This is a genomic window from Aliiroseovarius sp. F20344, assembly GCF_023016155.1.
GTDB lineage: Bacteria > Pseudomonadota > Alphaproteobacteria > Rhodobacterales > Rhodobacteraceae > Aliiroseovarius.
Window position 1 is genome coordinate 545,085 of record NZ_JALKBG010000006.1, and the last position, 26,093, is coordinate 571,177.

A 26,093-nucleotide genomic window follows, 5' to 3' on the forward strand; every position below is an offset into this window, starting at 1 on the left:
ACTGCCCAAATGGCCAGACGGCGTTGAAAAACGCGTTCTGACCACGGTGGACAGCACCAATGAAGAGGCCCGGCGTATCGCGCCGGGCCTTTTGGGCCCTACATGGATCCTTGCGCTGGAACAGACCGCAGGTCGCGGACGTAGGGGCAGGGCATGGGCCGCGCCGAAAGGCCATTTCTCGGCCACTCTGGTCATGCGCCCGAATGAAACCCCTGATAAGGTTGCGCTGCGCAGTTTCGTTGCGTCACTGGCTTTGTACGACGCCTTTGCGACGGCTACGGGTCGAACCGACGGGCTGTCGCTGAAATGGCCAAATGACGTTTTGCTGAATGGCGGTAAAGTCGCTGGCATCCTTTTGGAAAGCGCCGGCGTGGCCGGAGGGCAAGTCAGCCACATCGCCATCGGGATCGGGGTTAATCTGATCGACACGCCGCAGGTTGAACAAGTCGAAGCCGGAGCGGTCGCCCCTGTCAGCCTAGCCAGCGAAACCGGTGTTCAGTTATCGCAAGAAGACTTCCTGGGCTTTCTGGCCCCTGCGTATGATCACTACGAGACCCAATTTGTGACCTACGGGTTTGAACCAATCCGAGAAGCATGGCTCGCCCGGGCAGCTCGGTTGGGCGATACAATCACGGCCCGCACCACTCGTGACCAGTATGTGGGACGATTTGAAACAGTGGACGCGGCTGGCAACCTTGTCTTATCAACGGCCAAAGCGCGCGAGGTGATCCCCGCGGCCGAGATCTTTTTCTAAGGGAGTGGCACATGCTTCTGGCCATTGACTGCGGCAATACAAACACCGTCTTCTCGATCTGGGATGGCGAGAAATTTCTGTGCACGCTCAGAACATCAACCCACCATTCGCGTACGGCAGACGCCTATTTCACTTGGTTCTCGACGCTGATCAATCACTACAAGATCGATCCGCAGATCACCGGATTGGTGGTCAGCTCGACCGTGCCACGCGTGGTCTGGAACCTGCGTGTCTTTGCGGATCGTTTCTTTGGCTGTCGCCCGCTGGTGGTTGGCAAGCCTGATTGCCTTTTGCCTGTCGCCCCACGCGTGGACCAGGGAACCACGCCCGGTCCTGACCGTCTGGCCAATGCCGTGGCTGGTTTTGAACGTTACGGTGGCGATTGCATGGTGGTGGATTTCGGAACCGCTACCAATATCGACGTGGTCGCCCATGATGGCGCCTATATCGGCGGCGTGATCGCACCGGGCGTAAACCTGTCGCTTGAGGCTCTGCACCAAGGGGCAGCGGCCCTTCCACATGTGGACGTGACCCAACCTGAAAAGGTGATTGGGACCAACACGGTGGGCTGCATCCAATCTGGCATCTTTTGGGGCTATGTTGGCCTTGTGCAGGGGTTGGTGCAAAAGGTGAAAGACGAATATGGCCTTCCCATGAAGGTTATCGGAACAGGAGGGCTCGCGCCGCTCTTTGAACAAGGCGCGCAACTATACGATAAGATCGACGAGGATCTGACCATGCACGGGCTTGTGCGCATCTACGACTACAATAAGGAACAGGGCAACATATGAGTGCTGACCGTCTGATTTACCTCCCGCTGGGGGGCGCCGGCGAGATCGGCATGAATGCCTATGTCTATGGCTATGGCAAACCCGGAAAGGAACGGCTGATCCTTGTGGATCTGGGTGTGACTTTCCCGGATATGGATACGACGCCGGGCGTGAACCTGATCATGCCCGACGTCACATGGCTGGCAGACAACGCCGACCGGCTTGAAGCGATTTTCATCACCCACGCGCACGAAGACCACGTGGGCGCTGTTGGGCGTTTGTACTCCAAGCTGAAGGCGCCGATCCACGCGCGCCCTTTCACGCGCTATCATGCGCAGCGAAAGATGGAAGAAGCGGGGCAGGTGGCTGAGGCCGTAATTGCCGCGGGTGTCTATCCGCAGGTGATTGATGCTGGGCCGTTTAAGGTCAGCTTCATGCCGCTCAGCCATTCGATCCCGGAAAGCGCTGGCTTGGTGATTGATACGCCCGCGGGCCGGATCGTGCACACCGGTGACTTCAAGTTGGATGAGACCCCAGTGTTGGGTGACAAGTTTGACGAAGGCTTGTGGCGCAAGATCGCGAAGCCTGGCGTAAAGGCGCTGGTCTGCGATTCCACCAACGTGTTTTCCCCCAATCCCGGACGCTCCGAGGCCGAGGTTGGCCCCGAGCTGGTGGCCCTGATGAAAGACGCGCCGCATATGGTTGTGGCGACGACATTTGCCTCAAACGTGGCGCGGGTGAAGCAACTGGCCGAGGCAGGCAAGGCCGCCGGGCGCTCGATCTGCTTGTTGGGACGCGCGATGCGGCGGATGATTCAAGCAGGGATCGAAACGGGTGAGTTGGATGACTTTCCGACCACTGTGACGCCGGAAGATGCCCGCGACATTCCGCGTGAAAACCTGATGCTGATCGTGACAGGAAGCCAAGGCGAACGCCGGGCGGCCTCGGCGCAATTGGCGCGGGGCAAGTATATGGGGCTGACGATGGCGGAAGGGGACATGTTCCTGTTTTCGTCGAAGACCATTCCGGGCAACGAGCGCGGCGTCATTCGCATCATGAATGCGTTTTCCGAGATGGGCGTGGAACTGGTGGCCGAGAACGACCGCTACCACGTTTCGGGTCACGCGAACCGCCCCGATCTTTTGCGCGCACATGAGATCATCAACCCCGAAATGGTGATCCCAATGCATGGTGAACACCGGCATCTGCGTGAACATGCCAAGCTTGCGTCTGATGCGGGGCGGGCCTCGATGGTGGTAGTGAACGGAGCCGTATGTGATCTGACCGGGGATCAGCCTCATGTTGTGGAACATGTTGAAACGGATCGCATCTATCTGGATGGGGACATTCTGATCGGGTCGCTTGACGGCATTGTGCGCGACCGTATCCGATTGGCGCTGAACGGCCATGTGATCGTGAACGTGATCTTAGATGGTGATGAGCCGTTAGGGGAGCCGTGGGTGGAGCTCATGGGCCTGCCAGAGGTTGGTCAGTCAAATGCGCCTTTGGTGGATGTTCTAGAAGAAGACCTTGGTCAGTTCCTTATGCGCGCTGCGAACAAGACGCTTCGCGACGAAGATAAGCTAGCGGACGAACTGAAACGCATCGCGCGCAAATCCACCAATGATGAGATCGGGCGCAAGCCTGAAGTGACCATCATCGTCAGCCGGTTGGAGTAAACGTCGCACCGTAAGGGGGCTTGCAAAAAGAAAAACCGCGCGAACCTGGTGGGGTCGCGCGGTTTTCTGTTCAATGCTGCAAGGTCTTAACCCGCGCGCCGTTCCTCAAAGCTTTTGGCGATAAACTCGGGCAGGTGATCACCCATGCCGACCACTTTGTTGGTGTCGCGACGGTTGCCACCGCGGCCACGTCCCTTGTTGCGATCATTCCGCTCGGGCTTGGCTTCGGGCTTTGGTTGTTCTTTCACGGGGGCTTCGGTCTTGATGTCTTGGGCATCATCAGACTTGCGCTTGCGCGCAGGCTTTTCTGTCACTTCATCGACCGACTTGCGCTTACGGGCAGGTCTTGCGGGTTTTTCAGTGCGCTGCTCATCAGATTTCGCACGGCTGCGCTGAGGCTTTTCGTTCGAAACTGGATTTTCAACGCGCGGGATTTCCTGTTCGATCAGACGTTCAACCGCTTCAAGGTTTTTGTCGTCACGCGGCTCGCAAATCATGATGGCTTTGCCTTCACGACCTGCGCGACCGGTACGCCCAATGCGGTGGACGTAATCTTCAGCGTGACCCGGCACATCATAGTTAAACACGTGGCTCACATTCGGAATATCAAGCCCGCGGGCTGCCACGTCTGATGCACACAAGAACCGAAGCGTACCCGCGCGGAATCCATCCAAAACTTCCATGCGTTTGGACTGATCCAGATCACCGTGGATTGGAGCAGCGTCATATCCGTATTTGCTAAGGGATTTCGCGCAGATATCCACATCCGTCTTCCGGTTGCAGAAGATAATTGCGTTGGTGCATTTGTCGCCTTCACGGTCGATAAGTGCCCGCAAGAGCTTGCGTTTTTCGGACGCGGCACGGTCACGGCGCGAGGCCTTGAACATGCACAATTCCTGCGTGATCGTCTCGGATGTGGTTGCCTGACGGGCGACCTCGATCCGTTCGGGGTTCGACAGGAAGGTGTTGGTGATCCGCTCAATCTCGGGCGCCATGGTGGCCGAGAAGAATAGGGTCTGGCGCGTAAACGGCGTCAGGCCGAAAATACGTTCGATGTCGGGAATGAACCCCATGTCGAGCATCCGGTCGGCTTCGTCCACCACCATGATCTGCACGCCGGTCAGCAAAAGCTTACCGCGCTCGAAATGGTCCAATAGGCGACCCGGTGTGGCGATCAGAACGTCAACACCACGGTCGATCAGTTGGTCTTGCTCTTTAAAGCTTACGCCGCCGATCAAAAGCGCTTTGGTCAGTTTCACATGCTTTGCATAGATGTCGAAATTCTCAGCGACCTGGGCTGCCAATTCGCGCGTGGGGCAAAGCACCAAGGAACGCGGCATACGCGCACGCGCGCGACCCCGTGCCAAGGCCGAAATCATGGGCAAGGTGAAGGATGCGGTTTTACCGGTACCAGTCTGGGCAATCCCAAGAACGTCGCGGCCTTCAAGGGCCGGGGGGATGGCACCCGCCTGAATGGGGGTGGGGCTTTCATAGCCCGCTTCATCAACAGCTTTCAGCACTTTCGGGCTGAGTTTTAAATCAGAAAATTTGGTCATGTATGTCCTGTTTCACGGACATGTCGCGCCCGTGCGTCTAAGAAGGGAAGGCCCGTGTGGCGTGTGCGCATATTCAGCGCCCCTTCGGTTGGGCATGTGGGTAAAGAAAAAAAGGGCCTTGGTCAATGACATGGGTCATATTCTGCCCAATCCCAGCAAAGCGTTGCGAATGTTGCACAAATAGCGACAGCTAGGCTGAGGGATGCAGGATAGGCTGATATCCGTGGCGCAGGATATCAATGATTGGTGCAGGCGTCAGCACAGTGACACGCTCGGCTGGTTGCGGGATTGCAGGACCATATTTGTCACGCAGATAGGGGAAAGCCCGCTGCTGATGAAGCAGAAAGGGCTGATTATCCCTTAGGATAAAGCTGCCGTCTGGCAGGTCCGCGCATGATGCCTCGTGCCTGACCTGTTGTCGCGAACGTGTCACGCGCGACTGGTGCAGAACACGATCCATTTCGCGATGTGACATCGGTTCATGTGCCTCTGACCAGGCTGCTTTGAAGCGCTTGTAAGCTTTTGGTCGGCAATAGGCGCAAGGGCGGTGACCTGCGGCCAATCCAACTGCTTCGTCCAAAAAGAAAAGCGGTGTCCACGCCCGTGTCGGCATGGGGCCGTGATTGCGGCCTTTTGGATGTTTAAGGTCGCAGATAATCCAATGCTTGTGTTTCCAGCGGGATGTACCCAGCTTGCCGTCGGTGAAAGGCAGGATGCCCCGATTTCCGGTGAATATCCCGCGGGCTGTGTCCGCCACAATCTCGCCCGTTGGCAAAACGCGGTTTTGCAAAGGCGAGGGGCGTGGCGGGCACATGGCTTATACCATCATTTCCTTGGTGGCGGACAGGCGTAGATTGGGATAATCACGTTCAACACGATCGATATCCCATTGAAGACGCGTCAGAAATACTGGATCTCCGTCGTTATCATGGGCAATGTGCTGCTTGTTAGCGTCGACCAGCTTTTCGACTTCATCCTTTTCGCCAAGGATCCAACGGGCCGAGGTGAATTGGGACTGTTCAAACCGCACAGGCAGGCCGTATTCCATTTCAATCCGGCTTGCGAGCACTTCGAACTGAAGCGCGCCAACGACGCCAACGATGAAGCCGGAACCAATGTTGGGTTTAAAGACCTTCGCAGCCCCTTCTTCCGCAAACTGCATCAGTGCCTTTTCAAGGTGCTTGGCTTTCATCGGATCGCCCGCGCGCACTGTTTGAAGCAGCTCTGGCGCGAAAGAGGGGATGCCGGTGGCGCGGATCATTTCGCCCTCGGTCAGCGTGTCGCCGATGCGCAGCTGTCCGTGGTTCGGGATGCCGATGATGTCACCTGCCCAAGCTTCTTCCGCAAGCTCGCGGTCAGAGGCAAGAAACAGCACAGGGTTCGAAACTGCCATCGGTTTCTTCGAGCGCACATGTGTCAGTTTCATACCGCGTTTGAAGTGGCCCGAGGCCAGACGCATGAACGCGACGCGGTCACGGTGCTTCGGATCCATGTTGGCCTGAACCTTGAAGACAAAGCCCGCGACTTTCTTTTCCTCGGGCGCGATGGCACGGGGATCAGCCTGCTGGGGCTGCGGTTCCGGGCCGTAATTGGCGATTCCCTGCATCAATTCCTGCACGCCGAACGAGTTGATGGCCGAGCCGAACCATATTGGCGTCATGTGGCCTTCCAAAACCGATTGAGGGTCGAGTTTAGGCAAAAGTTCCTTCGCCATCTCGACCTCTTCCAAGAACTTCTCAAGCAGATGTTCGGGCACATGCTCGGCCAGTTTGGGGTCGTCCAGCCCATTGATCTCGATGGTCTCAGCCACGACATTTCTGTCGGCGCGGTCCATCAGTTCAAGGCGATCATTCAAAAGGTCATAGGTGCCCATGAAGTCGCGACCCATCCCGATAGGCCAACTGGCCGGGGACACGTCGATGGCCAAGTTCTCTTGGATTTCGTCAATAATATCAAATGTATCGCGGCTTTCGCGGTCCATCTTGTTACAGAAGGTCAGAATGGGCAGATCGCGCAGACGGCAGACTTCGAACAGTTTCTGGGTTTGGCTTTCAACACCTTTCGCCCCGTCGATCACCATAACCGCCGCGTCCACAGCGGTCAGCGTGCGATAGGTGTCTTCCGAGAAATCCGAGTGGCCGGGCGTGTCCACCAGATTGAAGCGGTATTTGCCGAAATCAAACGACATGGCCGAGGCCGAGACCGAGATGCCCCGGTCTTGCTCCATCTTCATGAAGTCGGATCGTGTGCGCCGTGCCTCGCCCTTGGCGCGCACCTGTCCGGCCATCTGAATGGCGCCACCATACAGAAGGAATTTCTCGGTCAGGGTCGTCTTGCCGGCATCCGGGTGGCTGATGATCGCAAAAGTGCGACGGCGCGCAATCTCGGGCGGCAATTCGGGGCGGTTTGTATTCGTGTCCAACATGGATTGGCATATAGCGACGGGGGCAGGGTGGTGCAACATGCATGCACGCTTCCCTCAGACGGGATGCGCTGCTAGGTCTGGGTCAAACACGGTGGAGGATAAGATGGATCTGGGAATCTCTGGCAAGCGCGCACTGGTCTGCGCATCGTCCAAAGGGTTGGGATTTGGCTGCGCACAGGCTTTGGCGCGTGAAGGCGTGTCGCTGGTGATGAACGCACGGACCGAGGGTCCGTTGTTGGAGGCTGCCGAAGCAATCCGAGCCGAAACGGGCGTCGAAGTGGTGACCGTGGCCGCCGACATCACATCGGAAGAGGGCCGCGCACGCGTTCTAAAGGCCGCAGGCGACGTTGATATTCTTGTCACCAATGCGGGCGGGCCGCCCCCCGGCACTTGGACCGATTGGGAACGCGACGCGTTCATTGAAGCCTTTGACGCCAATATGCTGACGCCGATTGCACTGATGCAGGCGCTCATCCCGGGTATGGCAGAGCGCGGTTGGGGCCGTGTTGTGAACATCACGAGCGTGTCCGTGAAGGCTCCGATTGCGGTTTTGGGGCTGTCCAACACAGCACGTACAGGTCTGACCGGCTTTGTCGCAGGCGTCTCGCGCCAGATGGCGGGTCAGGGTGTGATCATCAACAACCTTCTACCGGGGCTGCACGACACGGATCGCATGATCTCGCTTGATCAGGCGGCTGCGGATGCGAGCGGCGTGTCATTTGACGAGGCGCGCGCGCAGAAGTTCCAAACCCTTCCGGCCGGACGCTATGGCACCAAGGAAGAATTCGGCGCCACTTGCGCTTTCATGTGTTCGCAACATGCGGGTTTCATGATCGGACAGAATGTGCTTCTGGATGGCGGTGCGACCAACACGACGCTCTGACCACTGACACCTCAATCCACCATCATTTGCTGCCTGAACAACATGGCTAAGGCCAAAGGAGAAACACGATGCGTATGAACAAACTTGCCGATGGCGCACTTGAAGTCAGCGCGCTTTGCCTTGGCTCGATGCTGTGGGGATCCACAAACACGGAAGCCGAAGGCCACGATCAGATCGACATGTTCTTGGATCATGGCGGCAACTTCATTGATACCGCCGAGATGTATCCGGTGAACCCCATCAAAGCCGAACGCTGCGGAGCATCCGAGGCCACAATCGGCGGTTGGTTGGCGAAAACCGGTCGGCGCGACGATGTTGTCATCGCGACCAAGGTGTCGGGCGATAATCCGGGCTGGAAGCGGGGCGGTAAAGGTTATGACAGCGCGGTCATTCACGAGGCGGTGGACGCTTCCCTGAAAAAGCTCAACACCGACTATATCGACATCTACCAAACCCATTGGCCGATGCGCGGAAGCTATGCATTCCGCCAGAATTGGACCTTTGATCCATCGGGCCAGAACCGCGAAGCAACCGAAGCGCATATGCGAGACGTTCTGACCGCCATGAGCGAAGTCGTTGCCGCGGGCAAAGTGCGCCATTTTGCGCTGTCCAACGAAAGTGCATGGGGTACGGCCCAATGGCTGCGTCTTGCACGAGAGATGGGCGCGCCCGAGGTGATCTCGGTCCAGAATGAATACAGCCTGATGTGCCGATTGGCCGATACTGATTTGGCAGAGCTTTGCATGAATGAAGGCACGCGGGTTCTGTCCTATTCACCTTTGGCGACGGGTCTTCTGACCGGGAAATATCAAAAGGGTGCTGTGCCGGAAGGGTCGCGACTTGATATCTATCCTGGCCTCGGGGGCAGGGTCACCGAACGTGCATTCCCGGCTGTCGATGCCTATCAGGCGGTTGCTGACAAACACGGGCTTGATTTGACGCAGATGGCGCTCGCCTTCTCGGTCGGGCGTCCGTTTATGGGGTCGACCATTTTTGGGGCTTCTTCGATGGAGCAGCTGGGACATATTCTTGACGGCAAAGACCTTGTCCTAACAGATGAAGTTCTGGCAGATATCGATGTGGCGCATCGTGCCCATCCGATGCCTTACTAACAGTCTGAAATACTTAGGTTAAGTAACGAGGTTTCCTGTGATTGATCGACGCAATCTGTTTAAGCTAATGGCGGCGTCCGCTGTGACGCCGGCTCTAACCGCATGTCTGGGCGGTGGCGACGACGGGGTGGAGTTTCACCGCAACACAAAACGGCCGATCAGTTCAACGACCCGGTTTGATGCGGCGAGGTTCGCGGGCAAATGGGTGATCCGGGGGGAGTTTGTGCATCCCGGCGAAAAGCCCCTATACGGCAATGTCGTGGTCGAGGCCGGAGCCGCCGGAGTGTCTGGGATCATTGTCAGCAACTCTACCGGGTCGCGTGAACGCTATGACGCCAGCATGAATACAGCCGGACGCATCATCGTGGGCACACCGCCTTTTGGCACCGAATATTGGGTGCTTTGGGTGGATGCGGATTATCGCACCGCTGCGATTGGCACACCGTCTGGCAGTTTCGGCTGGATCATCGATCGCCAGCGGACCGGCGGCGAAGATCGTATTAAAGCAGCCGCGGATATGCTGGCGTTTAATGGCTATGATAAAAGCCGGTTGCGTATGCGCTAGGCTATGCCCTTGTTCCGGGTGCCGCATCATGCGAAGGCATGAGCATGCAAGCTTGGATTCCGATCACCATATTGGCAGCGTTCTCGCAGAACCTGCGGTTCATGCTGCAAAAGCGGCTGAAGGACACGCGGTTAAGCGCAACCGGCGCGACATTTGCAAGGTTTGTGTACTCCGCACCGTTGGTTGCGCTTTTGATGGCCGCGTATTTTGTCCTTAGCGGGCACGAGGTTCCACGCCCTGAAGCGCGCTTTTTCCTATTCGCCTCCGTAGGTGGGATTGCCCAAATTTTGGCCACCATTTGCGTGGTCGCATTGTTTGCCGAACGTAACTTCGCGGTCGGTATCACCTTCAAAAAAACCGAGGTCGTGCTGACAGCTCTGACTGGGCTGTTGGTGCTTGGGGAAGGTGTCAAACTGGCTGGTGCCTTGGCGATCGTTATCGGCTTTTTGGGGCTGATATTGCTGTCGGACCCACCGGAAGGCGGGCAGGGGTGGCGACGGTTCTTTAACAAAGCCGCTGCCCTTGGACTTGGCGCTGGACTTTTGTTCTCGTTCTCCGCCATTGGGTATCGTGGGGCGTCTTTGTCGCTGGATGTCGATGACGTGATCTCGCGTGCGGGTTTCACACTGGCTGTGGTGACGGCGTTTCAATCGCTGGTCATGGCAACATGGATGGCGCTGCGCGAAAAAGGCGAGATCCGCCGCGTTTTTGCGGCGTGGCGCGTAGGCGTGCTTGTCGGGCTAAGCTCGATGATCGGGAGTTTTTGCTGGTTCACCGCATTCACTTTGCAGAATGCTGCTCTTGTGAAAGCGCTTGGTCAGATTGAGCTGTTGTTTTCCTACGCAGCTACAATTTTTGTCTTTCGCGAAAAGGTTAGCGGACGCGAATATGGTGGAACCGCACTTATCCTAGTGTCGGTTCTAATGCTGGTCTTGTTTTTGAAATAGGACCGTTAGTTCAACGCGGACAGCGGGCCAACGCCGCCAAGGCGCTCAAACAGGCTTTCCTCGTCCGAATTGTTGAAGAATGGCACTTCTGCGGGCGCGCCAATATTTGGAAGCTTGCCAACGATCTCGGCCAAAACAACTTCGGTAATGAAGGGCAGGTCAAACCGACGCACATCATCCAACGGGATCCACTGCAGATGGCTTAGCTCGTCCGATGCGCGCGAAAAGTCGTCGATATCGGTCTGCAACTCATCGGCGTCGACCGAGAAGAAGCGCGCATCGAAACGGCGGGTGCGGCCTTTGGGCGTGATGGCGCGGAAAACAAAGGACATGCCTTTGGCTGACGGAATAAAGCCTGCATCGGCAAAACTCTTCCAGTCTTCAGGGATAGTGCCATTCCAGCTGCCAGCTTCCCCCAGAATTTGTCCGGTTTCTTCCCAAAGCTCGCGGATTGCGGCGACCAAAAGGGCCTGCGCCTTTGAGGCGTCAGCCTGTTCTCCCAGACGGGTCAAACATGGTTCCGCACCGGCATCCGCCAAAGGTACCATCGCATCGGTTGCGTCCAATGCACCGCCCGGAAATACGAATTTATTGGGCATAAAGGCGGCTTTTGCGCCGCGTTGCCCCATAAGAACCTGAGGTCGCGTGGATTTGTCCCGGATCAGAATGACGGTTGCTGCGTCGCGGATGATCTTGGATTTGTCCATTTTGGCCCCTTACGTGGTCTAAGATTTTTTGCCGGCAAACCCATGCATGCGTTTGGCCCATTGGAAGGCAATCATAAAGCCTTTGAACCTAGGCAATAGGTAAAGCGAAGCCGCCACGGTGCCAACCGTGAAAATGGTCGCCAGCATCCAAGGATCCTGAACCACGTGGACATAAAAAATGTGAAGCAGCGGCGCCATGACATGGCCGACCACGATAATTGTCAGATATGCCGGGCCATCATCCGCGCGTTGGTGATGAAGTTCCTCGCCGCAGACCGTGCAATCGTGATGCACTTTCAGATAGCCCTGAAACAGTTTGCCCGTGCCGCAGCTTGGGCAGCGTTTGCCCCAGCCTTTGCGCAGGGCGGGCTTTAGCTCTCGTTCTGTGGCTTCGGATGTGGCTGGCATCTCGTCCATCGATATCTCGGCATTCTCAGTCATGAGTGAATCCTTGTTCGCGCATCCGACTATCATACAGATTCCCACGGGCAGTTCATGTCATGAAATGCGCTTGCGGCGCGATGTCGCGGAAAAATTCGAGACTTGGCGACGGAAACGCTCAGCTCGTGCGTTGAAGTTACATAGCGTCGGGGAAAACACCCTGTCGCACAGGCAAGAACACACAGGAGTTAGTTATGAAACTGAACGCGAAAACAGCTGCCACCGCCATTGCACTTGGTCTGGGCGCGGCCCTAACATTGACCTCAACAGCCGCGATGGCCTTTGGTGGTAAAGAAGGTGGACGCGATATGATGGGGCGCAAAGGCGGCTTCATGGTGATGGAATTTGCAGATGTCGATCTGGACAAAAGCGGTCAGATCACTGTCGAAGATTTGCAAGCTTTCGCCAAAGCTCGTTTCGATGCAGCGGATGCTGACGGGAACGGAGAGCTGACGCTGGAAGAACTGAAGGCGCAGGCCGAAAAGCGCATGGCTGATCGTATGGAAAAAGGCCAAGGAAAAGGCGACGGCAAGCGCATGGGCAAGATGATGCAAAAGCGCATGGGCTGGAAGATCGAAGACCGGTTGGCCAAAAAGGATGCGGATGAAAACGGGTCGCTCAGCTTTGAAGAAATGTCCCCCGAGCTGTCGCGCTTTGAACGTCTGATTGATCGTTTCGACACGGATGACGACAACGCGATTTCGCAAGCCGAATTCGACGCAGCGCAAAAAGAGATGTTCATGCGTCATGGCGGCAAAAACCGCGATCGCAAAGGCTAATTGCAGCCGGCAACGCCCTTTCCGACGGGGCAGGGCGTTGCCAAGTTGTCTTGTGTCACGGATCGGACTAGGCAGGACATATGAATATGGCCTTGGACGCATATGAAGAAGCTTCTGATGAAGCATTGCTGGTGCTTTACGGCAATGGCGATCCAATGGCTGCACAGCTTTTGACCCACAGGCTTGCACCGCGTGCTTTGGGCTTTGCGACGCGCCTGCTTGGCGGTGATCGGGCCGAGGCTGAGGACGTAACGCAAGAGGCGATGCTGCGCTTGTGGAAACAGGCAACAGGCTGGCGTACAGGGGAAGCTCAGGTCTCAACCTGGCTGTATCGTGTGGTTTCCAACCTCTGTACGGATCGGTTACGCAAGCGGCGCACAGTGAACATCGACGCGGCTGGTGACCCAGAAGACGGGCGGCCATCTGCGGTTGAGAGCATGATGGATGAAGACAGGGCGCAAGCCTTGCAGGGTGCACTGAACCGGCTGCCCGACCGGCAACGGATTGCAGTGACACTTCGGCATATCGAAGGGGCCACCAACCCCGAGATCGCCGAGATCATGGACATAAGTGTCGAGGCGGTGGAAAGTCTAACCGCCCGGGGCAAAAGAGCATTGGCCAAGGATCTGGCCGGACGACGTGAGGAGTTGGGATATGGCGAAGACTGACAAACAGCCCCTGCTGGACAGTGAGCTTGAGCTATTCTTTAATGCGGCGCGAAAAGCGGATGTCGAACCTTCGGCTGATGTCTTCAATGCCATCATTGCGGATGCCGAGGCTCAATTGTCTGCGGTCGAAACTCTACCTGTTGTTGGGCAAGGATCCCAAGAAGGCGGGTGGCTTCAATCGATATTCTCTGCAATTGGTGGCTGGCCAGCTGCGGCAAGCCTTGCCTCCGCGACGGTGGCCGGTGTGTGGATCGGATTTACGCAGCCCGTGCAACTTGAGACCCTATCAGGTGGGTTGGTGTTGTCGGGTGATTATACGGCTGCGGATACGTCCTATGCGTTGGAAGATCTGGCGCCGGGATATTTGGGAACAACACTCTTTGCGGAGGATGAAGGATGAGCGCATCTGATCAAAATACGCAACATTCCAAGCCCGAAAGGAAATCGCGCCGCCATTTGACGCGCATTATTTTAGTGATCTCGCTCACGCTGAACCTATTGGTTTTGGGGCTGATCATTGGCGCGAAACTGTCGGGGCATGATCGCGCGAACTTCGATCACCGTGGCCCGGAACGCGGGGTGATCCGCGATCTTGGTTTTGCGCCGATTGCCAAGGCTTTAAACCCCAAAGATCGCCGCGAAATTGGCCGTGAGTTTCGCCGCGAAGGCGGATCGTTCAAGGAAAACCGCGCAACGCTAGAGCGCGATTTTGAAATGCTTCTGAAGCTGCTGAGAGCTGAGGCTTTTGACAAAAGCGTCCTTGAAAACGCGATGTCCCAACAGGCGGATCGTATGCGGAGCCGAGGGGAAAGCCTGCGAAATCTTGTGGTCGATCGAATTGTGAGCATGTCGCCCGAAGAACGAAAGGCTTTTGCGGATCGGCTTGAAGCCACGATCGATCGCAGGTCACACCGCTAGCCTGAATGGTCGGGGTTGGAAGCCGGTGGGTTAAGCCGCCGACTTGCCGAAGGTCACAACATTTCTACCCTCAGACTTCGAGGCATAGAGCGCTTCATCTGCCGCCTGGGTTAGCTCGTGCGAGCTGCGGGCATCATTCGCTTGATCCCCCCAAACGGCAACGCCTACCGACACAGTGACATGAATGGGTGCAGCAATTTCTGACACCTTGATTGGAACGTCTCCAACCGCGCGACGCAAACGCTCTGCCATCGCGGCAACATCCTTTGGGCTGACGTCTGGCAGGGCCACCAAAAACTCTTCGCCCCCAAATCGAGCCAGAAGGTCAAATTCTCGTAGATTTTTACGCATTCGGTTTGCGACCTCGACCAGCACTTTGTCGCCTACTCCGTGGCCAAATCGGTCGTTGATAGATTTGAAGTGATCAAGGTCCAGCACCATGATCGCATAGGCTTGTCCGTTGGTAAGCGCCTCTTGCTCTAACCGGTTCAGGTAGCTTTGTGCATAACGCCGGTTGTGCAATCCGGTCAGTGGATCCTGAACGGCCAGCGAAAGGTTAAGGTCGAAGCGTTTGCGCAGCGCATCAAGCTCTAACTTGCGAGATAGAAGGGCCTTTAGGCGCAATGACAATTCGATCGCTTCGAAACAAGGATGCATGACCGCATCTGCGCCCAAGTCCAACGCCATTGCGCCATCATTCGGTCGATCCTCGGAATGGACGACCACGATTACTGCGTTGCGGGTTTGGACGCGCGAACGCAGCTCGCTGACCAGCCGCAACCCATCGGTGTCTTCCAGCAAGGATGCGCTGATCACAAAGGCATCCGGTACATTCCGAACAGCATTCATATCCCCCAAAGCTTGTGTGATCGTCATCACATCTAGTCGATGGGGCATCTCGGTAGAAAGGTTTCGACGCCAAAGCAGACCTTGTTCCGGGTCCGGGGCCACCAGTGCGATATGCGCGGCCGGTACAAAGCTGGCTGCATCTTCCGCGCAGCCGAACTCTGTACTGATGTCGCGATGGCGCATGATTTCTTCATATGTGCCGCGTGTCCGGATAAGGTTGCGCACCATGGCAGATAATGTGCTTTCGTTCCCGCCCCGGGAATAGACATCCTCGGCACCAGCACGCAATGCTTCGATCCGGGAATTTCGGTCATCTTTGTCAGTGATTAATATCACGGGGATCGAAGACAGAATTTGATCCTGCTTCAATGCTGTGCAAATCGACAGGCTTTGCCCTTTGCGGCCGCGTCCAAGAATGATCAGGTCGGGCTGCGCACGACGAGCGGTTTCAAGCGCGTCATCGACGCGCTCGACCTGTATGACATCGTAGCATGAAACAGTCAGTTTGACCTTCAGTACGATGCGATTGGTCGCCAGATCATCTGCTATGAGGATCCTTCCGCTCATGTGTCCATTTTGCTAGTTGTTGACAAAGGTGTGCAGACACTCTGCGCCCGATTGGTTAAGAAATCCTTTCCAAATGCAAAGGAGTGTTAAAATGACACCGGATCAGGCCGAAGGGATCGCGTTGAAAATGCTTGGTTGGCTGGTTGGCAATGAAGAACTTTTGCCGATTTTCATGGGTGCGACGGGGGCAGATCAGGACACGTTGCGTGAAAACGCAGGCGATCCTCAGTTTCTGGCTGCGATGCTGGATTTCCTGATGATGGACGACCAATGGGTTATGCAAGCCTGTGACGCTCAGGGGCTTCCCTATGTGCAGGTGGCATCGGTGCGACAAGCCTTGCCCGGAGGGGCAGATTTTCACTGGACCTGAAGGCGGGAACTGGGCAGTGTTCCCCAAGTTTACAGGCAGGAGCCACCATGACCATCAAGGCCCTTCTCTTTGATAAAGACGGCACGCTTTTTCACTTCAAAGCCACATGGGAAGCGTGGACACATAAGGTGCTTTTGCGTCTGACCAATGGGGATGTCGATTGGGCCACGCGTATTGGTCATGATGTCGGGTTTGACATGGAGGCGCAGGAATTCGCCCCCGATAGCGTGGTAATTGCGGGCACGCCGGCTGAAATTGTGATCGCCTTGCAAAAGCACGTCGACATGCCTTCGGGTGAGTTGGAAAGAATACTTAACGACGAGGCTGAAACCGCCCCGCAAGTCGAGGCTGTCGCGCTTGTCCCATTGCTAAATCATCTGCGCGAAAGAGGGCTGGCCCTTGGTGTGGCAACGAACGATGCAGAACGCCCTGCAAGGCAGCATTTGCAGAGTGCAAAAGTTTCCGATCTGTTTGATTTCATCTCCGGATATGACAGCGGAAATGGTGTAAAGCCAGATGCGAGCCCATGCTTGGCATTCGCGCACCATATCGATGTCCCTGCGATGCATGTGGGAATGGTCGGTGATAGCCTGCACGATCTGAAGGCCGGACGCGCTGCAGGAATGAAAACCATCGGTGTTCTTACCGGGGTCGCCACACGGGATGAGCTGCACCCCTTTGCGGATGTTGTTCTTGCTGATATCGGCGAAATTCCGGCTTGGTTGGACCAACTGGTTTAGGTTCCAAATCGGCTTTGCGGTTTATTAAGATTTAGGCTGTTACATCGTCATCAGTTAATAACCTGAGTGGCGAAAATGCATGGCTTGATCCTGTGGACATTCGAATTTTTTGTGCGCCTGACCTATGGAAATCAGGTGTGGACTGGTGTGTTGTCCAAGCTCGACCTTAGCCTCAATGCGGTTGAACCACTGTTTCACTATGATGATCAGGTTGGGCTGTCGATCCTTCAGCAATTGGCCGTTGACCTTAATCGGGATCGGCAATCATTGCTGGAAGATTTCGGCACGTTCCTAGTAACTGATACGCGGGTTGAAAGAGTACGCAGATTGCTGCGGTTCGGTGGGGTTGACTACACGGATTTTCTTCACTCTCTTGAGGACCTTAAAGGGCGTTCGCTTCTGGCTGTGCCGGACCTACACCTACCGAATATTCAAGTGGATGAACGGCAGCCGCATCGCTTTGAAATCACATGCGAAAACATTCCGAAAGGCGCGCCTTACGTGCTTTTAGGCGTGCTGCGGGCTCTGGCTGATGATTTTGGCTCTCTGGTTTTTTTAGAGGTGACTGCCGAGACCGCCGACAATGTCGTCATCACAGCAGACCTGCTTGAGTGCCAACACGCAGAAGGGCGTGAGTTTTTGTGGGCAACAGGTGGCGTATCATGAATATGGAACGGCCAATTCCCTTCACTTGTGGTGTTCTTGATCGCGTTCTGCCGATGCACCTGATGATAGACGCAAAGGGGATCATTCAGCACGCCGGCCCAACCATCCAAAAGGTGTTTGGGGATCGCGACGTTGTCGGGCGAAACGTTTTTGGGTTGCTGGAGCTCAAACGGCCAAGAAATATCAAGCGGATTGAAGATGTTCGGGGAATCGACACCAAACGTGTTCGGCTGAAGATCCGAGACGAATATGAAACGCCTTTGACGGGGGCCGTTGCGTTTATGCCCGATTTGAACTGCGTTCTGTTGAACCTCTCTTTTGGCTATTCCATCGCAGAGGCCGTCGCGCGCTATGAATTGACGGGGTCAGATTTCGCCCCCACCGAACTGGCCGTCGAAATGCTGTATCTGGTAGAAGCAAAGACAGCAGCTATGGACATTGCAAGCCAACTTGCACACCGACTTCATGACGAAAAAGAAGTCGCCAAAAATGAGGCGCAGACGGACGGGCTAACAGGTTTGGCCAACCGACGTGCGCTTGATTTGCGTTTTGGCCGCCAGTTGAAACGCAATGTGCCGTTTTCGCTGATGCATCTGGACCTCGACTACTTCAAATCCGTCAATGACACCCATGGTCATGCGGCGGGGGATGCGGTGCTCGAAGCAGTGGCTGATGTTTTGCAACAAGAGACGCGCGAAGTGGATCTGGTCGCGCGTGTGGGGGGGGATGAATTTGTGATTGTTCTGGACAATCTCGTTTGCCCAGCACGCTTGGAAAAAATCGCCGCCAGACTGATCCAGCGTATCGAAAAGCCCGTTGTTTTCAGGGATATTGAATGCGGAGTGTCGGCCAGTATTGGTGTGGTGCTATCGACCAGTTATGTGCATCCAGATCCCTTGGAAATGGCCGAAGATGCGGATCAGGCACTGTATGCCTCAAAGCGTGCTGGCAGAGCTGCATTTACGGTAAGCCGATAGGTCCTTTTGTTCGGTTGACAGGATAGGGGGCAGGCCTTAGCACAAACAAGACTCCAACACAGCCGAGGCCCCCCTATGCCCTTGTTATCGCATGCAATCGTTACCCTTTTTGTCGCGAGTTCATGGGTGCCGATCTTAGCCAACCCTGTGGCGTCTCAGACAGACGATATAATACGATCCATTCTGGGGCGGGCGCTTAGCAGCGAACAAGTTTCGCAAGCATTCATCAATGCTGACGGATCATTGGAAGGTGTGTTTAACGGCATTGCTTTTGCAGGGACTTGGACGCTGGATGATAACAAATACTGTCGCGAGTTCACTCGTGGATTGACCGGCGCACCGATCTGCATGGACGTGTTTGCTGAATATGCCCCGGATGGCGACATTCAAACCGTGATCTTTGTAAGTCCGGGCGGGAAAGCGACGTTCAGCGTCGGCCAGTAACAAACTACGTGAAAATGCGATCCGGTTTGCGCAGCGTAGCTCAGCAGATTTGATGCGGCGATGTTTGGAAAACCAAGTGGCAGCCCGTAGGGGAATCGAACCCCTCTTTCCAGGTTGAAAACCTGGCGTCCTAACCGATAGACGAACGGGCCACGTTGTTGGTAGGCGGCTTATTAGGCGAGCCCATTTACAAGCGCAAGAGGGGAAATCAAAGAAATCTGAATTTCCATCTCTGCGAGCGACGCCCGGGTTAGAATTGGGGGACGAAAGTAACCTGCGCATTTTGCGTGGTTGTCACGCCACTTAGCGTAAACTCCAGTCCGCGATCGCTTGGGGTGAAACCAATCAGGTTGATGTCGGCATCATTGAAGCTCACGCCAAACCCATCGTACCGCATGTCCTGCGCAAGACGACGCAAAGCTTCTTTGGTCGACGCCTCTGTCTCAGCTTTCACCCCGGTTAGGTCCGCATGCACATGCGTCTCAACAAGCTCTTCCAGTTTCCCTTTCAGAAGCCATTTGGCGGACTTAAGCAGCAGGCCATCACTTTCTTCAGTGATACGTGCATTGACCATTGTCAGCTTGTTGTCCGTAAGTTGAGGGGTGGCGGTGAAGGTAATGTCGCCATCGAATTTCTGCCCAAACAGGACACGGCTGAGCCAGCCTTTTGAAGCGGACAACCCAAGCTTTACCGTCATATCCCCGTCATTCGTCCCGCTAAGCGTCGCATTGGACAGGGTCATGTTAAACGCGCGTCCGTTTTGGGGCCATTTCATCTCGGTCTGCGTGATCTCAGACGTGGCAATCTCGCTTAACCGATCCCAGCTTGCAGAGACAGGCAGTCTGATCGCGATGCCACCGGTATCGATCTTATCGATGAATTTCAACGGGGGAACGTCGCTGCGACGGGGGCGATCTGGCCTGTTGGGGGTCAAAACACCGGTCGCTTCAAAGCACAGGCTTAGACCTAGGCGTAGAGCATTTTCCTGTTGATCGACAAAGGGTTGAACCGCCTCAAACCGAACGGGCTTGGTCACGATCCACCCGGGCACATCGCCCCGGACTTCGATCACCTTATGGGAGTCGTCCCAAAGGTCTTGTGCCTCTTTGCGCAAGAACTGGTCTTTTGGCAGGTCGCGGTTCAGCTTCGCCATCAACTTGTCGACCTTTTCTTGGACCGTGGGCTGAAGCAGCTTTCGGAACGATAATCTGCCCAACTTGGCGATTTTCGCCTCGGCTTGGGTTACCTGCACAGATGCTACCGCGCGTGGGTTCAGGCTCCAGTCTTCTCTAAGGATCGGTCTGAAATCACCGACCACACGCGCTTCAAGCTTGCTGGATTGGCTTATGGGAATGTTCGCGGGGGCAACTTGGTTCAAAAGCGCGCCGACCGCACCGCGCACAATCTGGATGCCGCCGGTCAACTGCACATTGCCACGAATGTTGGCTTTGGCAATCAGCCCACCATTTGCGCTCGGACGTAGAACGATATCAGATCGTCGTGCAGCCCAGCCGAGCGTGTCATCCACCAACCGACCCGGAACCGGATCATTCTCAATCCCGCGCATCACTTCGTCGACCGAGGCATTAAGCTGCGTTTGCAGTTCGTCCAGCGGGATCGACAAGGGCAGTGTGATGTAAGAATGGGTTGTTGGATCGCACTCTTGCGCGTTGGCAGGAAATGCAGACCACGCAGATAGTGCAAGGCGAAGGAAGCTTTTACGGAACATCATAACCATAGGTGTTGATCAAGTTGCCTGATGTTGCGAGGAATTGACCCCAGCAGCAAGGGGCAACTGGACAGGAAATTCACCACAGAAAAGTGATTTTCCGCTGTGTGGACATCAAGATTTCAGGGAAAAGTGGCAGCCCGTAGGGGAATCGAACCCCTCTTTCCAGGTTGAAAACCTGGCGTCCTAACCGATAGACGAACGGGCCACTCTGTGGTGAGGGGTTTCTATGTCAAAGCCCGAAGCCACGCAAGAGGCATTTTCACTTTTTTGGAGCGAGATAAAATCAAATTAATTCAGGCCTTTGCCGCGTCTTCCAGCCGAAGTTGCGGGCTGGTTCTGCCCTGCCATTGGTTGATTTCGAGTCGCCCCGCCAGATGAAAGCGAGCCCCGCCATGGTTTTCAAGCATAGGGCCCAAAGGACCATCGAAAGCCCCAAACGCAATCGCGTCGATCCGCGTTCCCAAGCCGTCCCCAAAACTGACTTTCAGGTGATTTTGACCAACGCGTTTGGCGAAAAACACCTGCACATCCGGGAAAGCAAAGCGCGGAGCGCGGGCAGAGGCCCCAAAGGGCCCGGCCTCTTCCAAGGTTTCGATCAGATCGACGGTTGCCGCGGACGGCATCAAGACACCATCCAGAACCAGATCCGCGGCCCCAAGCGCGCCCGCACCTTGTTTTTCCATCAGCTCGTTCAGCCGCGCCATGGCGGGCTCCAACTGATCACGCGACAGGCTAAGACCCGCTGCCATTTTATGGCCACCACCTTTTTGGATGACACCTTCGGTCGCCAGCTTCTGAATGGCTGCACCAAGATCAATCCCGCTGACCGAACGGCCCGACCCTTTGCCATCATCCTCGGCAAATCCGATTACGATGGACGGGCGATTGGTGGCCTCTTTCAGGCGGCTGGCGACGATGCCCACAACGCCGGGATGCCATCCTTCGCCCGCAGCCCAAACCAACGGGGCGTCTAACCCGCGTTCTTCCGCCTGCTCCATCGCAACTTCTTGCACGCGGGCTTCAATCTCTCGCCGTTCTGCGTTGAGTTCATTAAGCTTCTCGGCAATGGAATTGGCTTCGTTTGCATCCGTTGTCGCCAACAATCGCGCGCCAAGATCTGCTTTTCCGATACGACCGCCTGCGTTCACGCGCGGCCCCAGTAAGTATCCAAGGTGATACGCGCGCGGGGCTTCGTTCAGCCCGGACACATCTGCCAATGCAACCATCCCAGGACGCGCACGACGGGCCATGATCTTCAAGCCCTGTCGTACGAAGGCACGGTTTGCATCGATCAGGGGGGCAACGTCCGCAACGGTGCCAAGCGCCACAAGGTCGAGCATCGAAATCAGGTCGGGTCCACTGCGTCCAGCTTCGCGCAGCAAACGTCCCAGCTCGACCAGAACAAGGAAGACGACACCTGCCGCACAAAGATAGCCGGGGGCGTCGATTTCGTCTTGGCGGTTTGGGTTCACCACTGCGGTCGCATCGGGCAGCGTTTCAGCGCCAAGGTGGTGATCCAGCACGATCACATCTGCGCCTTTTGCGCGGGCTGCGGCGATTGGTTCGAAGCTAAGCGTCCCGCAATCAACGCAGATGATCAGGCTGTGATCCTTGGCCAGCTGTTCCATAGCGGGGGTGTTGGGGCCGTAGCCTTCCGCAATTCGATCCGGGATATAGAGCTTGATCTGTCGGTCGAATTGCCGAAACCAGTCGATCAACAGAGTGGCCGAGGTTGCGCCATCTACGTCGTAATCGGCGAAAACCGCAATCTTTTCGTTCTGATCTAGGGCTGCAAGGATGCGGGCCGCCGCCTTGTCCATGTCTTTCAGCTTGCGCGGGTCGGGTAGAAGGTCGCGCAGCGTTGGGTCAAGGTATCCTGCTGCCTCGTGGGCCGGAATGCCACGTTGCGCCAGCAGTTTGCAAAGCGGCGCGGGCAAGGTCGTTTGTTGGGCAATCGCTTCGGCCTGCCGTTCTAACTCGGGCGAGGGGCCGATCCATTTGCGCCCGGTCAAAGAGCTTTCAACGCCCAGAAACGTGCTCATCCAAGCACCTGATCGGTCGACAAAACTTGCGCAAACTCGCCATGTAGCTGGTCCAAAGCTGCCTCGTGAATTTGCGCAGCGTTTGGGGGTGTTTCATTGCGCCAAGAGCTGTCAGCATTGCCCGTGAAAGCCGCGCAGGCGTCGTGGACCAGCCGGACTTTGAAGCCCAGATTGGCTGCCATGCGCGTGGTTGTCGAGACGCAATGCGGGGTTGTCAGGCCGCAGATGGTGACGTCGACCACATCAAGCTTTCGCAGACGTTTTTCAAGATTGGTACCAATGAAGGCCGAGTTCACATGTTTGGTTAAGACCGGTTCACCTTCGCGGGGCGACACCATGGATTTCAACGCTACGAGCCCACCATCCGGGTTAAGCGGGCTGCCGGCCGTCGTCGACAGGTGCTGAATGTGAAAGACGGGCGCAGAGTGCGCCCGCCAATGGGTCAAAAGCCGTCCGGCGTTTGACTCGGCATCCAGATTGTTGCGCGTGCCCCAGAACGGGTCGTCAAACCCTTCCTGAATATCAATCAGGATCAGGGCCCCAAGCATCAGTCGGCAGAAACCGGGTTGCGGTAGATCATGCGACGAACCGATCCGGTTTTCGACCGCATCAGCAGCGTTTCGGTGGTCAGCCAGCCGGGTTCGCGTTTGATGCCCGACACGATCGAACCATCGGTGACGCCGGTTGCCGCAAAGATCACATCGGCGGTGACCATTTCGTCACGCGAATAGATGCGGTCCAGATCAGTGATGCCCGCCTTGGCCGCGCGGCCACGCTCGTCATCATTGCGGAAGGTCAACTGACCCCACATTTGCCCGCCCATACATTTCAAAGCAGATGCAGCCAGTACACCTTCCGGCGCGCCACCGCGGCCCATATACATGTCGATGCCTGTGATCTCGGCCTCGGCGCAGTGGATGACACCGGCCACGTCACCATCGGTGATCAGGCGGATCGCAGCACCGGTCGAGCGGATGCCTTCAATCATTTCTTCGTGGCGGGGGCGTTCCAAAACGCAGACCGTGATGTCTTTGGTGTCGCACCCTTTGGCTTTGGCCAGGGCTTCAACGCGCTCCTTGGGAGACATCTCAAGCGAGACGACGTCTTTGGGATAGCCCGGGCCAATCGCCAGCTTCTCCATATAAACGTCAGGGGCGTGTAGCAGAGTACCACGCGGAGCCATGGCAATCACGGTCAGCGCGTTTGGCATGTCTTTGGCGGTCAGGGTTGTGCCTTCCAGCGGGTCCAGTGCGATGTCCACCGCAGGGCCGTCGCCGGTGCCGACTTCTTCGCCGATATACAGCATCGGGGCTTCGTCACGTTCGCCTTCGCCGATCACAACGGTACCTTGAATGTCCAGCAGGTTCAGCTGATCACGCATCGCGTTCACAGCGGCTTGGTCTGCGGCTTTTTCGTCCCCGCGGCCGACCAGATCGGCGCTGGCCGTGGCGGCGGCTTCGGAAACACGGGCCAAACCAAGCGAAAGCATGCGGTCGGCAAAAACGACTTTATCAGCCATAAGGGGCAATCCTCACTGTCTCTATTCGGGTTCCGGTTTAAGCGCCGGGGGGGGCAGGGGCAAGTGCCTTACTTGGCGAAATAGCAGCCACAAGCCGCTTTCACGAATAGAATCGAATGTCCGGGCTGCGAAAGTGCCCCTGAAAGAGCAGCGCGATCATAAAGATCACCGTGGCCGTGGTGACCCACGGCGCAGTTTCGTAACCGTTGCGGGAGCTGGGTTACAGATCTTCGATACGAATGGCGACGGGATCACCATCAACCACGCCAGTGGCCGCAAAGCCTTTGATCGCTGCATCTAATGCGTCACGGGTGCATTTATGCGTGACGATCAGGACGGGGGCCAATTTTTCATCATGGCTGGTTTGGCGCATCCGGTTGATCGAAACGCCTGCGTCACCAAGAACGGCGGCGACCTTGGCCATCGCGCCCGGTTTGTCCAACAGGGACATACGCAGGTAATAGGGGGCAGGCTTCGCAGCCTTTGCACCCGTTACAGGGCGCAGAGTTTTTGCAGGCTGGCCAAATACCGGGATTGAGATGCCGCGCGCGATGTCCATCACGTCGCCCATCACAGCGCTGGCGGTTGGACCTTCGCCCGCTCCAGGTCCGCGCAGAACAACCTGCTCAACCGCGTCGCCTTCCACGACGACCATATTGGTGCCGCCTTCCAGCTGACCCAACGGAGAGGTGGCTGGCACAAGGCAGGGTGACATACGCTGCTCAAGCCCGCGACCCGTCATCTGGGCAACACCCAGAAGCTTGATCCGGAAACCCATTTCTGCAGCGTGTTCAATATCTTCCAGTTGGATGCGCTGAATGCCTTCCAGTTCGACCGCGTCAAAATTGACCTGCGTGCCAAAGGCGATCGAGGACAGGATCGACAGTTTATGACCGGCGTCGATGCCGCCCACGTCCAGGTTGGGATCGGCTTCCAGATACCCAAGCTCGGCGCATTCTTCGAACAGCGCGTTATAGCCACGGCCCGTGGCCTGCATCTGGGTCAGAATATAGTTACATGTGCCGTTCATCACGCCCATGACGCGGGTGATTTCGTTTCCGGCCAAGCCCTCCATCAGGGATTTGATAATCGGAATGCCGCCAGCAACGGCGGCCTCGTAGCGGATGCGTACGCCAGCGGCCTCGGCAGCCAAGGCCAGCTCCTGTCCATGGTGGGCCAAAAGCGCTTTGTTGGCGGTGACGATGTCTTTGCCCGCTGCAATCGCGGCTTCACAGGCATCTTTCGCGGGGCCTTCATGGCCGCCCATCAGTTCGACAAATACGTCCACATCATCGCGCTTGGCCAGTGCAATGGGATCGTCTTCCCATCCATAATCCGACAGATCGACACCGCGATCTTTGTCTTTCGTGCGTGCAGAAACGGCCGAGATCACGACGGGGCGTCCTGCACGATCTTCCAGCATGGCAGCTTGCCGGCGGATGATCTTCACAACGCCGATGCCGACGGTGCCAAGACCTGCAATCCCAAGGCGAAGGGGGGCAATCTCACTCATGTCAGTCTCCGTCGGCACTATTGTCGTTCAGGGACGTGTAGCCAAAGGCGCGGCCCTGTGCAATCCACGGCTGGCCCACATTGGGGAAATTCCTTTGAAAGTCCGGCGAGGTGCCTCTAGCGGCGCGCCAGTGCTGCTTGCATGCGCGATTTGGTAGCCCCGTCCACCACAGCACTTCGGCGCAGACGATCGGCGCGCGCGCGCAGAGATGCTGCGCGTGATGCCAAGGCTCCAGTGCCAAAATCTCCCTGATCCGCTGGGATCTGACCAACGATGTCATCCATTGCGACAATCTTTGGGAAGGGCGCGTTCTTTGTAGCGCCATCTGCGAAATCGGGCATGTTCGAACAGGCCACAAGCGTGCCAAAGGCCAGAAGCAAACTGGTCGTGAACGGGCGAGTCATCTGGCGGTGGTCCTTGATGCTTTGGTCATGGCGACCATAGACAGCACATTCAGGCGCTGCAAGGCA

The 26,093-nt window shown here is 56.5% G+C and carries 28 protein-coding genes and 2 tRNA genes; 16 read left to right on the plus strand and 14 right to left on the minus strand.

The features are described from left to right. Position 1: 1 nt before the first annotated feature. From MWU55_RS08430 to MWU55_RS08440, 3 genes are read left to right on the plus strand one after another with little or no spacing between them, the layout of a single operon-like run. On the plus strand, positions 2-754 hold the full coding sequence (locus MWU55_RS08430) for a biotin--[acetyl-CoA-carboxylase] ligase (RefSeq protein WP_246935713.1): 753 nt from the start codon (positions 2-4) through the stop codon (positions 752-754). A gap of 11 nt (positions 755-765) precedes the next feature. Then, a complete protein-coding gene (locus tag MWU55_RS08435) occupies positions 766-1,545 on the plus strand; it encodes a type III pantothenate kinase (protein ID WP_246935603.1) in 780 nt (259 codons plus the stop codon). Further along, entirely contained in the window at positions 1,542-3,203 is a 1,662-nt protein-coding gene (locus MWU55_RS08440) for a ribonuclease J (protein ID WP_246935604.1), read from the plus strand. Before MWU55_RS08435 ends, MWU55_RS08440 begins: the two co-directional genes overlap by 4 nt. 86 nt (positions 3,204-3,289) lie before the next feature. Here MWU55_RS08440 and MWU55_RS08445 read toward each other — a convergent pair whose 3' ends face one another. The 3 genes from MWU55_RS08445 to MWU55_RS08455 form a co-directional block, all read right to left on the minus strand. Further along, entirely contained in the window at positions 3,290-4,759 is a 1,470-nt protein-coding gene (locus tag MWU55_RS08445; RefSeq protein WP_246935605.1) for a DEAD/DEAH box helicase, read from the minus strand. A gap of 190 nt (positions 4,760-4,949) precedes the next feature. Further along, positions 4,950-5,516 (minus strand): hypothetical protein, encoded by a 567-nt coding sequence (locus tag MWU55_RS08450; protein WP_246935606.1) that lies wholly within the window; start codon positions 5,514-5,516, stop codon positions 4,950-4,952. 60 nt (positions 5,517-5,576) lie between these two features. After that, complete coding sequence (locus MWU55_RS08455) at positions 5,577-7,184, minus strand: peptide chain release factor 3 (RefSeq protein ID WP_246935607.1); 1,608 nt, start codon at positions 7,182-7,184, stop codon at positions 5,577-5,579. A gap of 103 nt (positions 7,185-7,287) precedes the next feature. On the opposite strand from MWU55_RS08455, the gene MWU55_RS08460 reads away from it, so the two are divergent. The 4 genes from MWU55_RS08460 to MWU55_RS08475 all read left to right on the plus strand — a co-directional run bounded on the left by MWU55_RS08460 (position 7,288) and on the right by MWU55_RS08475 (position 10,691). Beyond that, complete coding sequence (locus MWU55_RS08460) at positions 7,288-8,067, plus strand: SDR family oxidoreductase (protein ID WP_246935608.1); 780 nt, start codon at positions 7,288-7,290, stop codon at positions 8,065-8,067. A 68-nt stretch (positions 8,068-8,135) separates the two neighbouring features. Further along, the gene (locus MWU55_RS08465; RefSeq protein WP_246935609.1) at positions 8,136-9,179 is read left to right on the plus strand and encodes an aldo/keto reductase; all 1,044 of its coding nucleotides are present in this window, start codon (positions 8,136-8,138) and stop codon (positions 9,177-9,179) included. A gap of 37 nt (positions 9,180-9,216) precedes the next feature. Further along, positions 9,217-9,744, plus strand: coding sequence for a lipocalin family protein (locus MWU55_RS16600; protein WP_246935610.1), 528 nt, complete (start codon positions 9,217-9,219; stop codon positions 9,742-9,744). A 44-nt stretch (positions 9,745-9,788) separates the two neighbouring features. Continuing rightward, on the plus strand, positions 9,789-10,691 hold the full coding sequence (locus MWU55_RS08475; RefSeq protein WP_246935611.1) for an EamA family transporter: 903 nt from the start codon (positions 9,789-9,791) through the stop codon (positions 10,689-10,691). 5 nt (positions 10,692-10,696) lie between these two features. Here MWU55_RS08475 and MWU55_RS08480 read toward each other — a convergent pair whose 3' ends face one another. Further along, a complete protein-coding gene (locus tag MWU55_RS08480) occupies positions 10,697-11,398 on the minus strand; it encodes an NUDIX hydrolase (RefSeq protein WP_246935612.1) in 702 nt (233 codons plus the stop codon). 18 nt (positions 11,399-11,416) lie between these two features. Then, on the minus strand, positions 11,417-11,839 hold the full coding sequence (locus MWU55_RS08485) for a DUF983 domain-containing protein (protein ID WP_246935613.1): 423 nt from the start codon (positions 11,837-11,839) through the stop codon (positions 11,417-11,419). A gap of 194 nt (positions 11,840-12,033) precedes the next feature. Here MWU55_RS08485 and MWU55_RS08490 point away from each other — a divergent pair, with 194 nt between their 5' ends. The 4 genes from MWU55_RS08490 to MWU55_RS08505 all read left to right on the plus strand — a co-directional run bounded on the left by MWU55_RS08490 (position 12,034) and on the right by MWU55_RS08505 (position 14,204). After that, positions 12,034-12,618, plus strand: coding sequence for an EF-hand domain-containing protein (locus tag MWU55_RS08490; RefSeq protein WP_246935614.1), 585 nt, complete (start codon positions 12,034-12,036; stop codon positions 12,616-12,618). 80 nt (positions 12,619-12,698) lie between these two features. Continuing rightward, positions 12,699-13,286, plus strand: a complete 588-nt coding sequence (locus MWU55_RS08495; RefSeq protein ID WP_246935615.1) for an RNA polymerase sigma factor — start codon at positions 12,699-12,701, stop codon at positions 13,284-13,286. Next, positions 13,273-13,686, plus strand: coding sequence for a hypothetical protein (locus tag MWU55_RS08500; protein ID WP_246935616.1), 414 nt, complete (start codon positions 13,273-13,275; stop codon positions 13,684-13,686). Before MWU55_RS08495 ends, MWU55_RS08500 begins: the two co-directional genes overlap by 14 nt. Further along, the gene (locus MWU55_RS08505; protein ID WP_246935617.1) at positions 13,683-14,204 is read left to right on the plus strand and encodes a periplasmic heavy metal sensor; all 522 of its coding nucleotides are present in this window, start codon (positions 13,683-13,685) and stop codon (positions 14,202-14,204) included. The genes MWU55_RS08500 and MWU55_RS08505 overlap by 4 nt, the downstream gene beginning before the upstream one ends. Positions 14,205-14,234: 30 nt before the next feature. On the opposite strand, the gene MWU55_RS08510 is transcribed toward MWU55_RS08505, so the two are convergent. Beyond that, positions 14,235-15,620, minus strand: coding sequence for a diguanylate cyclase (locus MWU55_RS08510; protein ID WP_246935618.1), 1,386 nt, complete (start codon positions 15,618-15,620; stop codon positions 14,235-14,237). 91 nt (positions 15,621-15,711) lie between these two features. Here MWU55_RS08510 and MWU55_RS08515 point away from each other — a divergent pair, with 91 nt between their 5' ends. From MWU55_RS08515 to MWU55_RS08535, 5 genes are all read left to right on the plus strand, one after another. Next, positions 15,712-15,990, plus strand: coding sequence for a DUF3572 domain-containing protein (locus tag MWU55_RS08515; RefSeq protein ID WP_246935619.1), 279 nt, complete (start codon positions 15,712-15,714; stop codon positions 15,988-15,990). Between the two features lie 47 nt (positions 15,991-16,037). Continuing rightward, positions 16,038-16,730 carry an HAD family hydrolase gene (locus MWU55_RS08520; protein ID WP_246935620.1) on the plus strand — a complete coding sequence of 231 codons (693 nt, stop codon included), beginning with the start codon at positions 16,038-16,040 and terminating at the stop codon, positions 16,728-16,730. A 75-nt stretch (positions 16,731-16,805) separates the two neighbouring features. Beyond that, on the plus strand, positions 16,806-17,396 hold the full coding sequence (locus tag MWU55_RS08525) for a heme NO-binding domain-containing protein (protein WP_246935621.1): 591 nt from the start codon (positions 16,806-16,808) through the stop codon (positions 17,394-17,396). Then, positions 17,393-18,373: a diguanylate cyclase gene (locus MWU55_RS08530; RefSeq protein ID WP_246935622.1), complete on the plus strand. Its 981-nt coding sequence runs from the start codon at positions 17,393-17,395 to the stop codon at positions 18,371-18,373. The genes MWU55_RS08525 and MWU55_RS08530 overlap by 4 nt, the downstream gene beginning before the upstream one ends. Positions 18,374-18,499: 126 nt before the next feature. Beyond that, positions 18,500-18,817, plus strand: coding sequence for a hypothetical protein (locus MWU55_RS08535; protein ID WP_246935623.1), 318 nt, complete (start codon positions 18,500-18,502; stop codon positions 18,815-18,817). Positions 18,818-18,894: 77 nt separating this feature from the next. Here the strand turns inward: MWU55_RS08535 and MWU55_RS08540 are convergent. From MWU55_RS08540 to MWU55_RS08575, 8 genes are all read right to left on the minus strand, one after another. After that, positions 18,895-18,969 (minus strand) — tRNA-Glu (locus MWU55_RS08540). 98 nt (positions 18,970-19,067) lie between these two features. Next, the gene (locus tag MWU55_RS08545; RefSeq protein ID WP_246935624.1) at positions 19,068-20,549 is read right to left on the minus strand and encodes a DUF4403 family protein; all 1,482 of its coding nucleotides are present in this window, start codon (positions 20,547-20,549) and stop codon (positions 19,068-19,070) included. Between the two features lie 130 nt (positions 20,550-20,679). Next, positions 20,680-20,754, minus strand: a tRNA-Glu gene (locus MWU55_RS08550). 88 nt (positions 20,755-20,842) lie between these two features. Next, on the minus strand, positions 20,843-22,591 hold the full coding sequence (gene recJ / locus MWU55_RS08555) for a single-stranded-DNA-specific exonuclease RecJ (protein ID WP_246935625.1): 1,749 nt from the start codon (positions 22,589-22,591) through the stop codon (positions 20,843-20,845). Further along, entirely contained in the window at positions 22,588-23,139 is a 552-nt protein-coding gene (locus MWU55_RS08560; protein ID WP_246935626.1) for a cysteine hydrolase family protein, read from the minus strand. Before MWU55_RS08560 ends, recJ begins: the two co-directional genes overlap by 4 nt. Further along, positions 23,139-24,110: a class II fructose-bisphosphatase gene (gene glpX, locus MWU55_RS08565; protein ID WP_246935627.1), complete on the minus strand. Its 972-nt coding sequence runs from the start codon at positions 24,108-24,110 to the stop codon at positions 23,139-23,141. The genes MWU55_RS08560 and glpX overlap by 1 nt, the downstream gene beginning before the upstream one ends. Before the next feature lie 220 nt (positions 24,111-24,330). After that, on the minus strand, positions 24,331-25,623 hold the full coding sequence (locus MWU55_RS08570; protein ID WP_246935628.1) for a homoserine dehydrogenase: 1,293 nt from the start codon (positions 25,621-25,623) through the stop codon (positions 24,331-24,333). A gap of 116 nt (positions 25,624-25,739) precedes the next feature. Next, complete coding sequence (locus tag MWU55_RS08575) at positions 25,740-26,027, minus strand: hypothetical protein (RefSeq protein WP_246935629.1); 288 nt, start codon at positions 26,025-26,027, stop codon at positions 25,740-25,742. Between the last annotated feature and the right edge of the window lie 66 nt (positions 26,028-26,093).

Excerpts from the sequence above, each read along its gene's own strand:
- MWU55_RS08505 (WP_246935617.1), top strand. The coding sequence starts at position 13,683 with ATGAGCGCATCTGATCAAAATACGCAACATTCCAAGCCCGAAAGGAAA.
- MWU55_RS08510 (WP_246935618.1), bottom strand. The coding sequence starts at position 15,620 with ATGAGCGGAAGGATCCTCATAGCAGATGATCTGGCGACCAATCGCATC.
- MWU55_RS08485 (WP_246935613.1), bottom strand. The coding sequence starts at position 11,839 with ATGACTGAGAATGCCGAGATATCGATGGACGAGATGCCAGCCACATCC.
- glpX (WP_246935627.1), bottom strand. The coding sequence starts at position 24,110 with ATGGCTGATAAAGTCGTTTTTGCCGACCGCATGCTTTCGCTTGGTTTG.
- MWU55_RS08515 (WP_246935619.1), top strand. The coding sequence starts at position 15,712 with ATGACACCGGATCAGGCCGAAGGGATCGCGTTGAAAATGCTTGGTTGG.
- MWU55_RS08490 (WP_246935614.1), top strand. The coding sequence starts at position 12,034 with ATGAAACTGAACGCGAAAACAGCTGCCACCGCCATTGCACTTGGTCTG.
- MWU55_RS08520 (WP_246935620.1), top strand. The coding sequence starts at position 16,038 with ATGACCATCAAGGCCCTTCTCTTTGATAAAGACGGCACGCTTTTTCAC.
- MWU55_RS08465 (WP_246935609.1), top strand. The coding sequence starts at position 8,136 with ATGCGTATGAACAAACTTGCCGATGGCGCACTTGAAGTCAGCGCGCTT.
- MWU55_RS08475 (WP_246935611.1), top strand. The coding sequence starts at position 9,789 with ATGCAAGCTTGGATTCCGATCACCATATTGGCAGCGTTCTCGCAGAAC.
- MWU55_RS08460 (WP_246935608.1), top strand. The coding sequence starts at position 7,288 with ATGGATCTGGGAATCTCTGGCAAGCGCGCACTGGTCTGCGCATCGTCC.
- MWU55_RS08495 (WP_246935615.1), top strand. The coding sequence starts at position 12,699 with ATGAATATGGCCTTGGACGCATATGAAGAAGCTTCTGATGAAGCATTG.
- MWU55_RS08570 (WP_246935628.1), bottom strand. The coding sequence starts at position 25,623 with ATGAGTGAGATTGCCCCCCTTCGCCTTGGGATTGCAGGTCTTGGCACC.
- MWU55_RS08545 (WP_246935624.1), bottom strand. The coding sequence starts at position 20,549 with ATGATGTTCCGTAAAAGCTTCCTTCGCCTTGCACTATCTGCGTGGTCT.
- MWU55_RS08480 (WP_246935612.1), bottom strand. The coding sequence starts at position 11,398 with ATGGACAAATCCAAGATCATCCGCGACGCAGCAACCGTCATTCTGATC.
- MWU55_RS08445 (WP_246935605.1), bottom strand. The coding sequence starts at position 4,759 with ATGACCAAATTTTCTGATTTAAAACTCAGCCCGAAAGTGCTGAAAGCT.
- MWU55_RS08435 (WP_246935603.1), top strand. The coding sequence starts at position 766 with ATGCTTCTGGCCATTGACTGCGGCAATACAAACACCGTCTTCTCGATC.
- MWU55_RS08525 (WP_246935621.1), top strand. The coding sequence starts at position 16,806 with ATGCATGGCTTGATCCTGTGGACATTCGAATTTTTTGTGCGCCTGACC.
- MWU55_RS08440 (WP_246935604.1), top strand. The coding sequence starts at position 1,542 with ATGAGTGCTGACCGTCTGATTTACCTCCCGCTGGGGGGCGCCGGCGAG.
- MWU55_RS08530 (WP_246935622.1), top strand. The coding sequence starts at position 17,393 with ATGAATATGGAACGGCCAATTCCCTTCACTTGTGGTGTTCTTGATCGC.
- MWU55_RS08455 (WP_246935607.1), bottom strand. The coding sequence starts at position 7,184 with ATGTTGGACACGAATACAAACCGCCCCGAATTGCCGCCCGAGATTGCG.
- MWU55_RS08500 (WP_246935616.1), top strand. The coding sequence starts at position 13,273 with ATGGCGAAGACTGACAAACAGCCCCTGCTGGACAGTGAGCTTGAGCTA.
- recJ (WP_246935625.1), bottom strand. The coding sequence starts at position 22,591 with ATGAGCACGTTTCTGGGCGTTGAAAGCTCTTTGACCGGGCGCAAATGG.
- MWU55_RS08575 (WP_246935629.1), bottom strand. The coding sequence starts at position 26,027 with ATGACTCGCCCGTTCACGACCAGTTTGCTTCTGGCCTTTGGCACGCTT.
- MWU55_RS08560 (WP_246935626.1), bottom strand. The coding sequence starts at position 23,139 with ATGCTTGGGGCCCTGATCCTGATTGATATTCAGGAAGGGTTTGACGAC.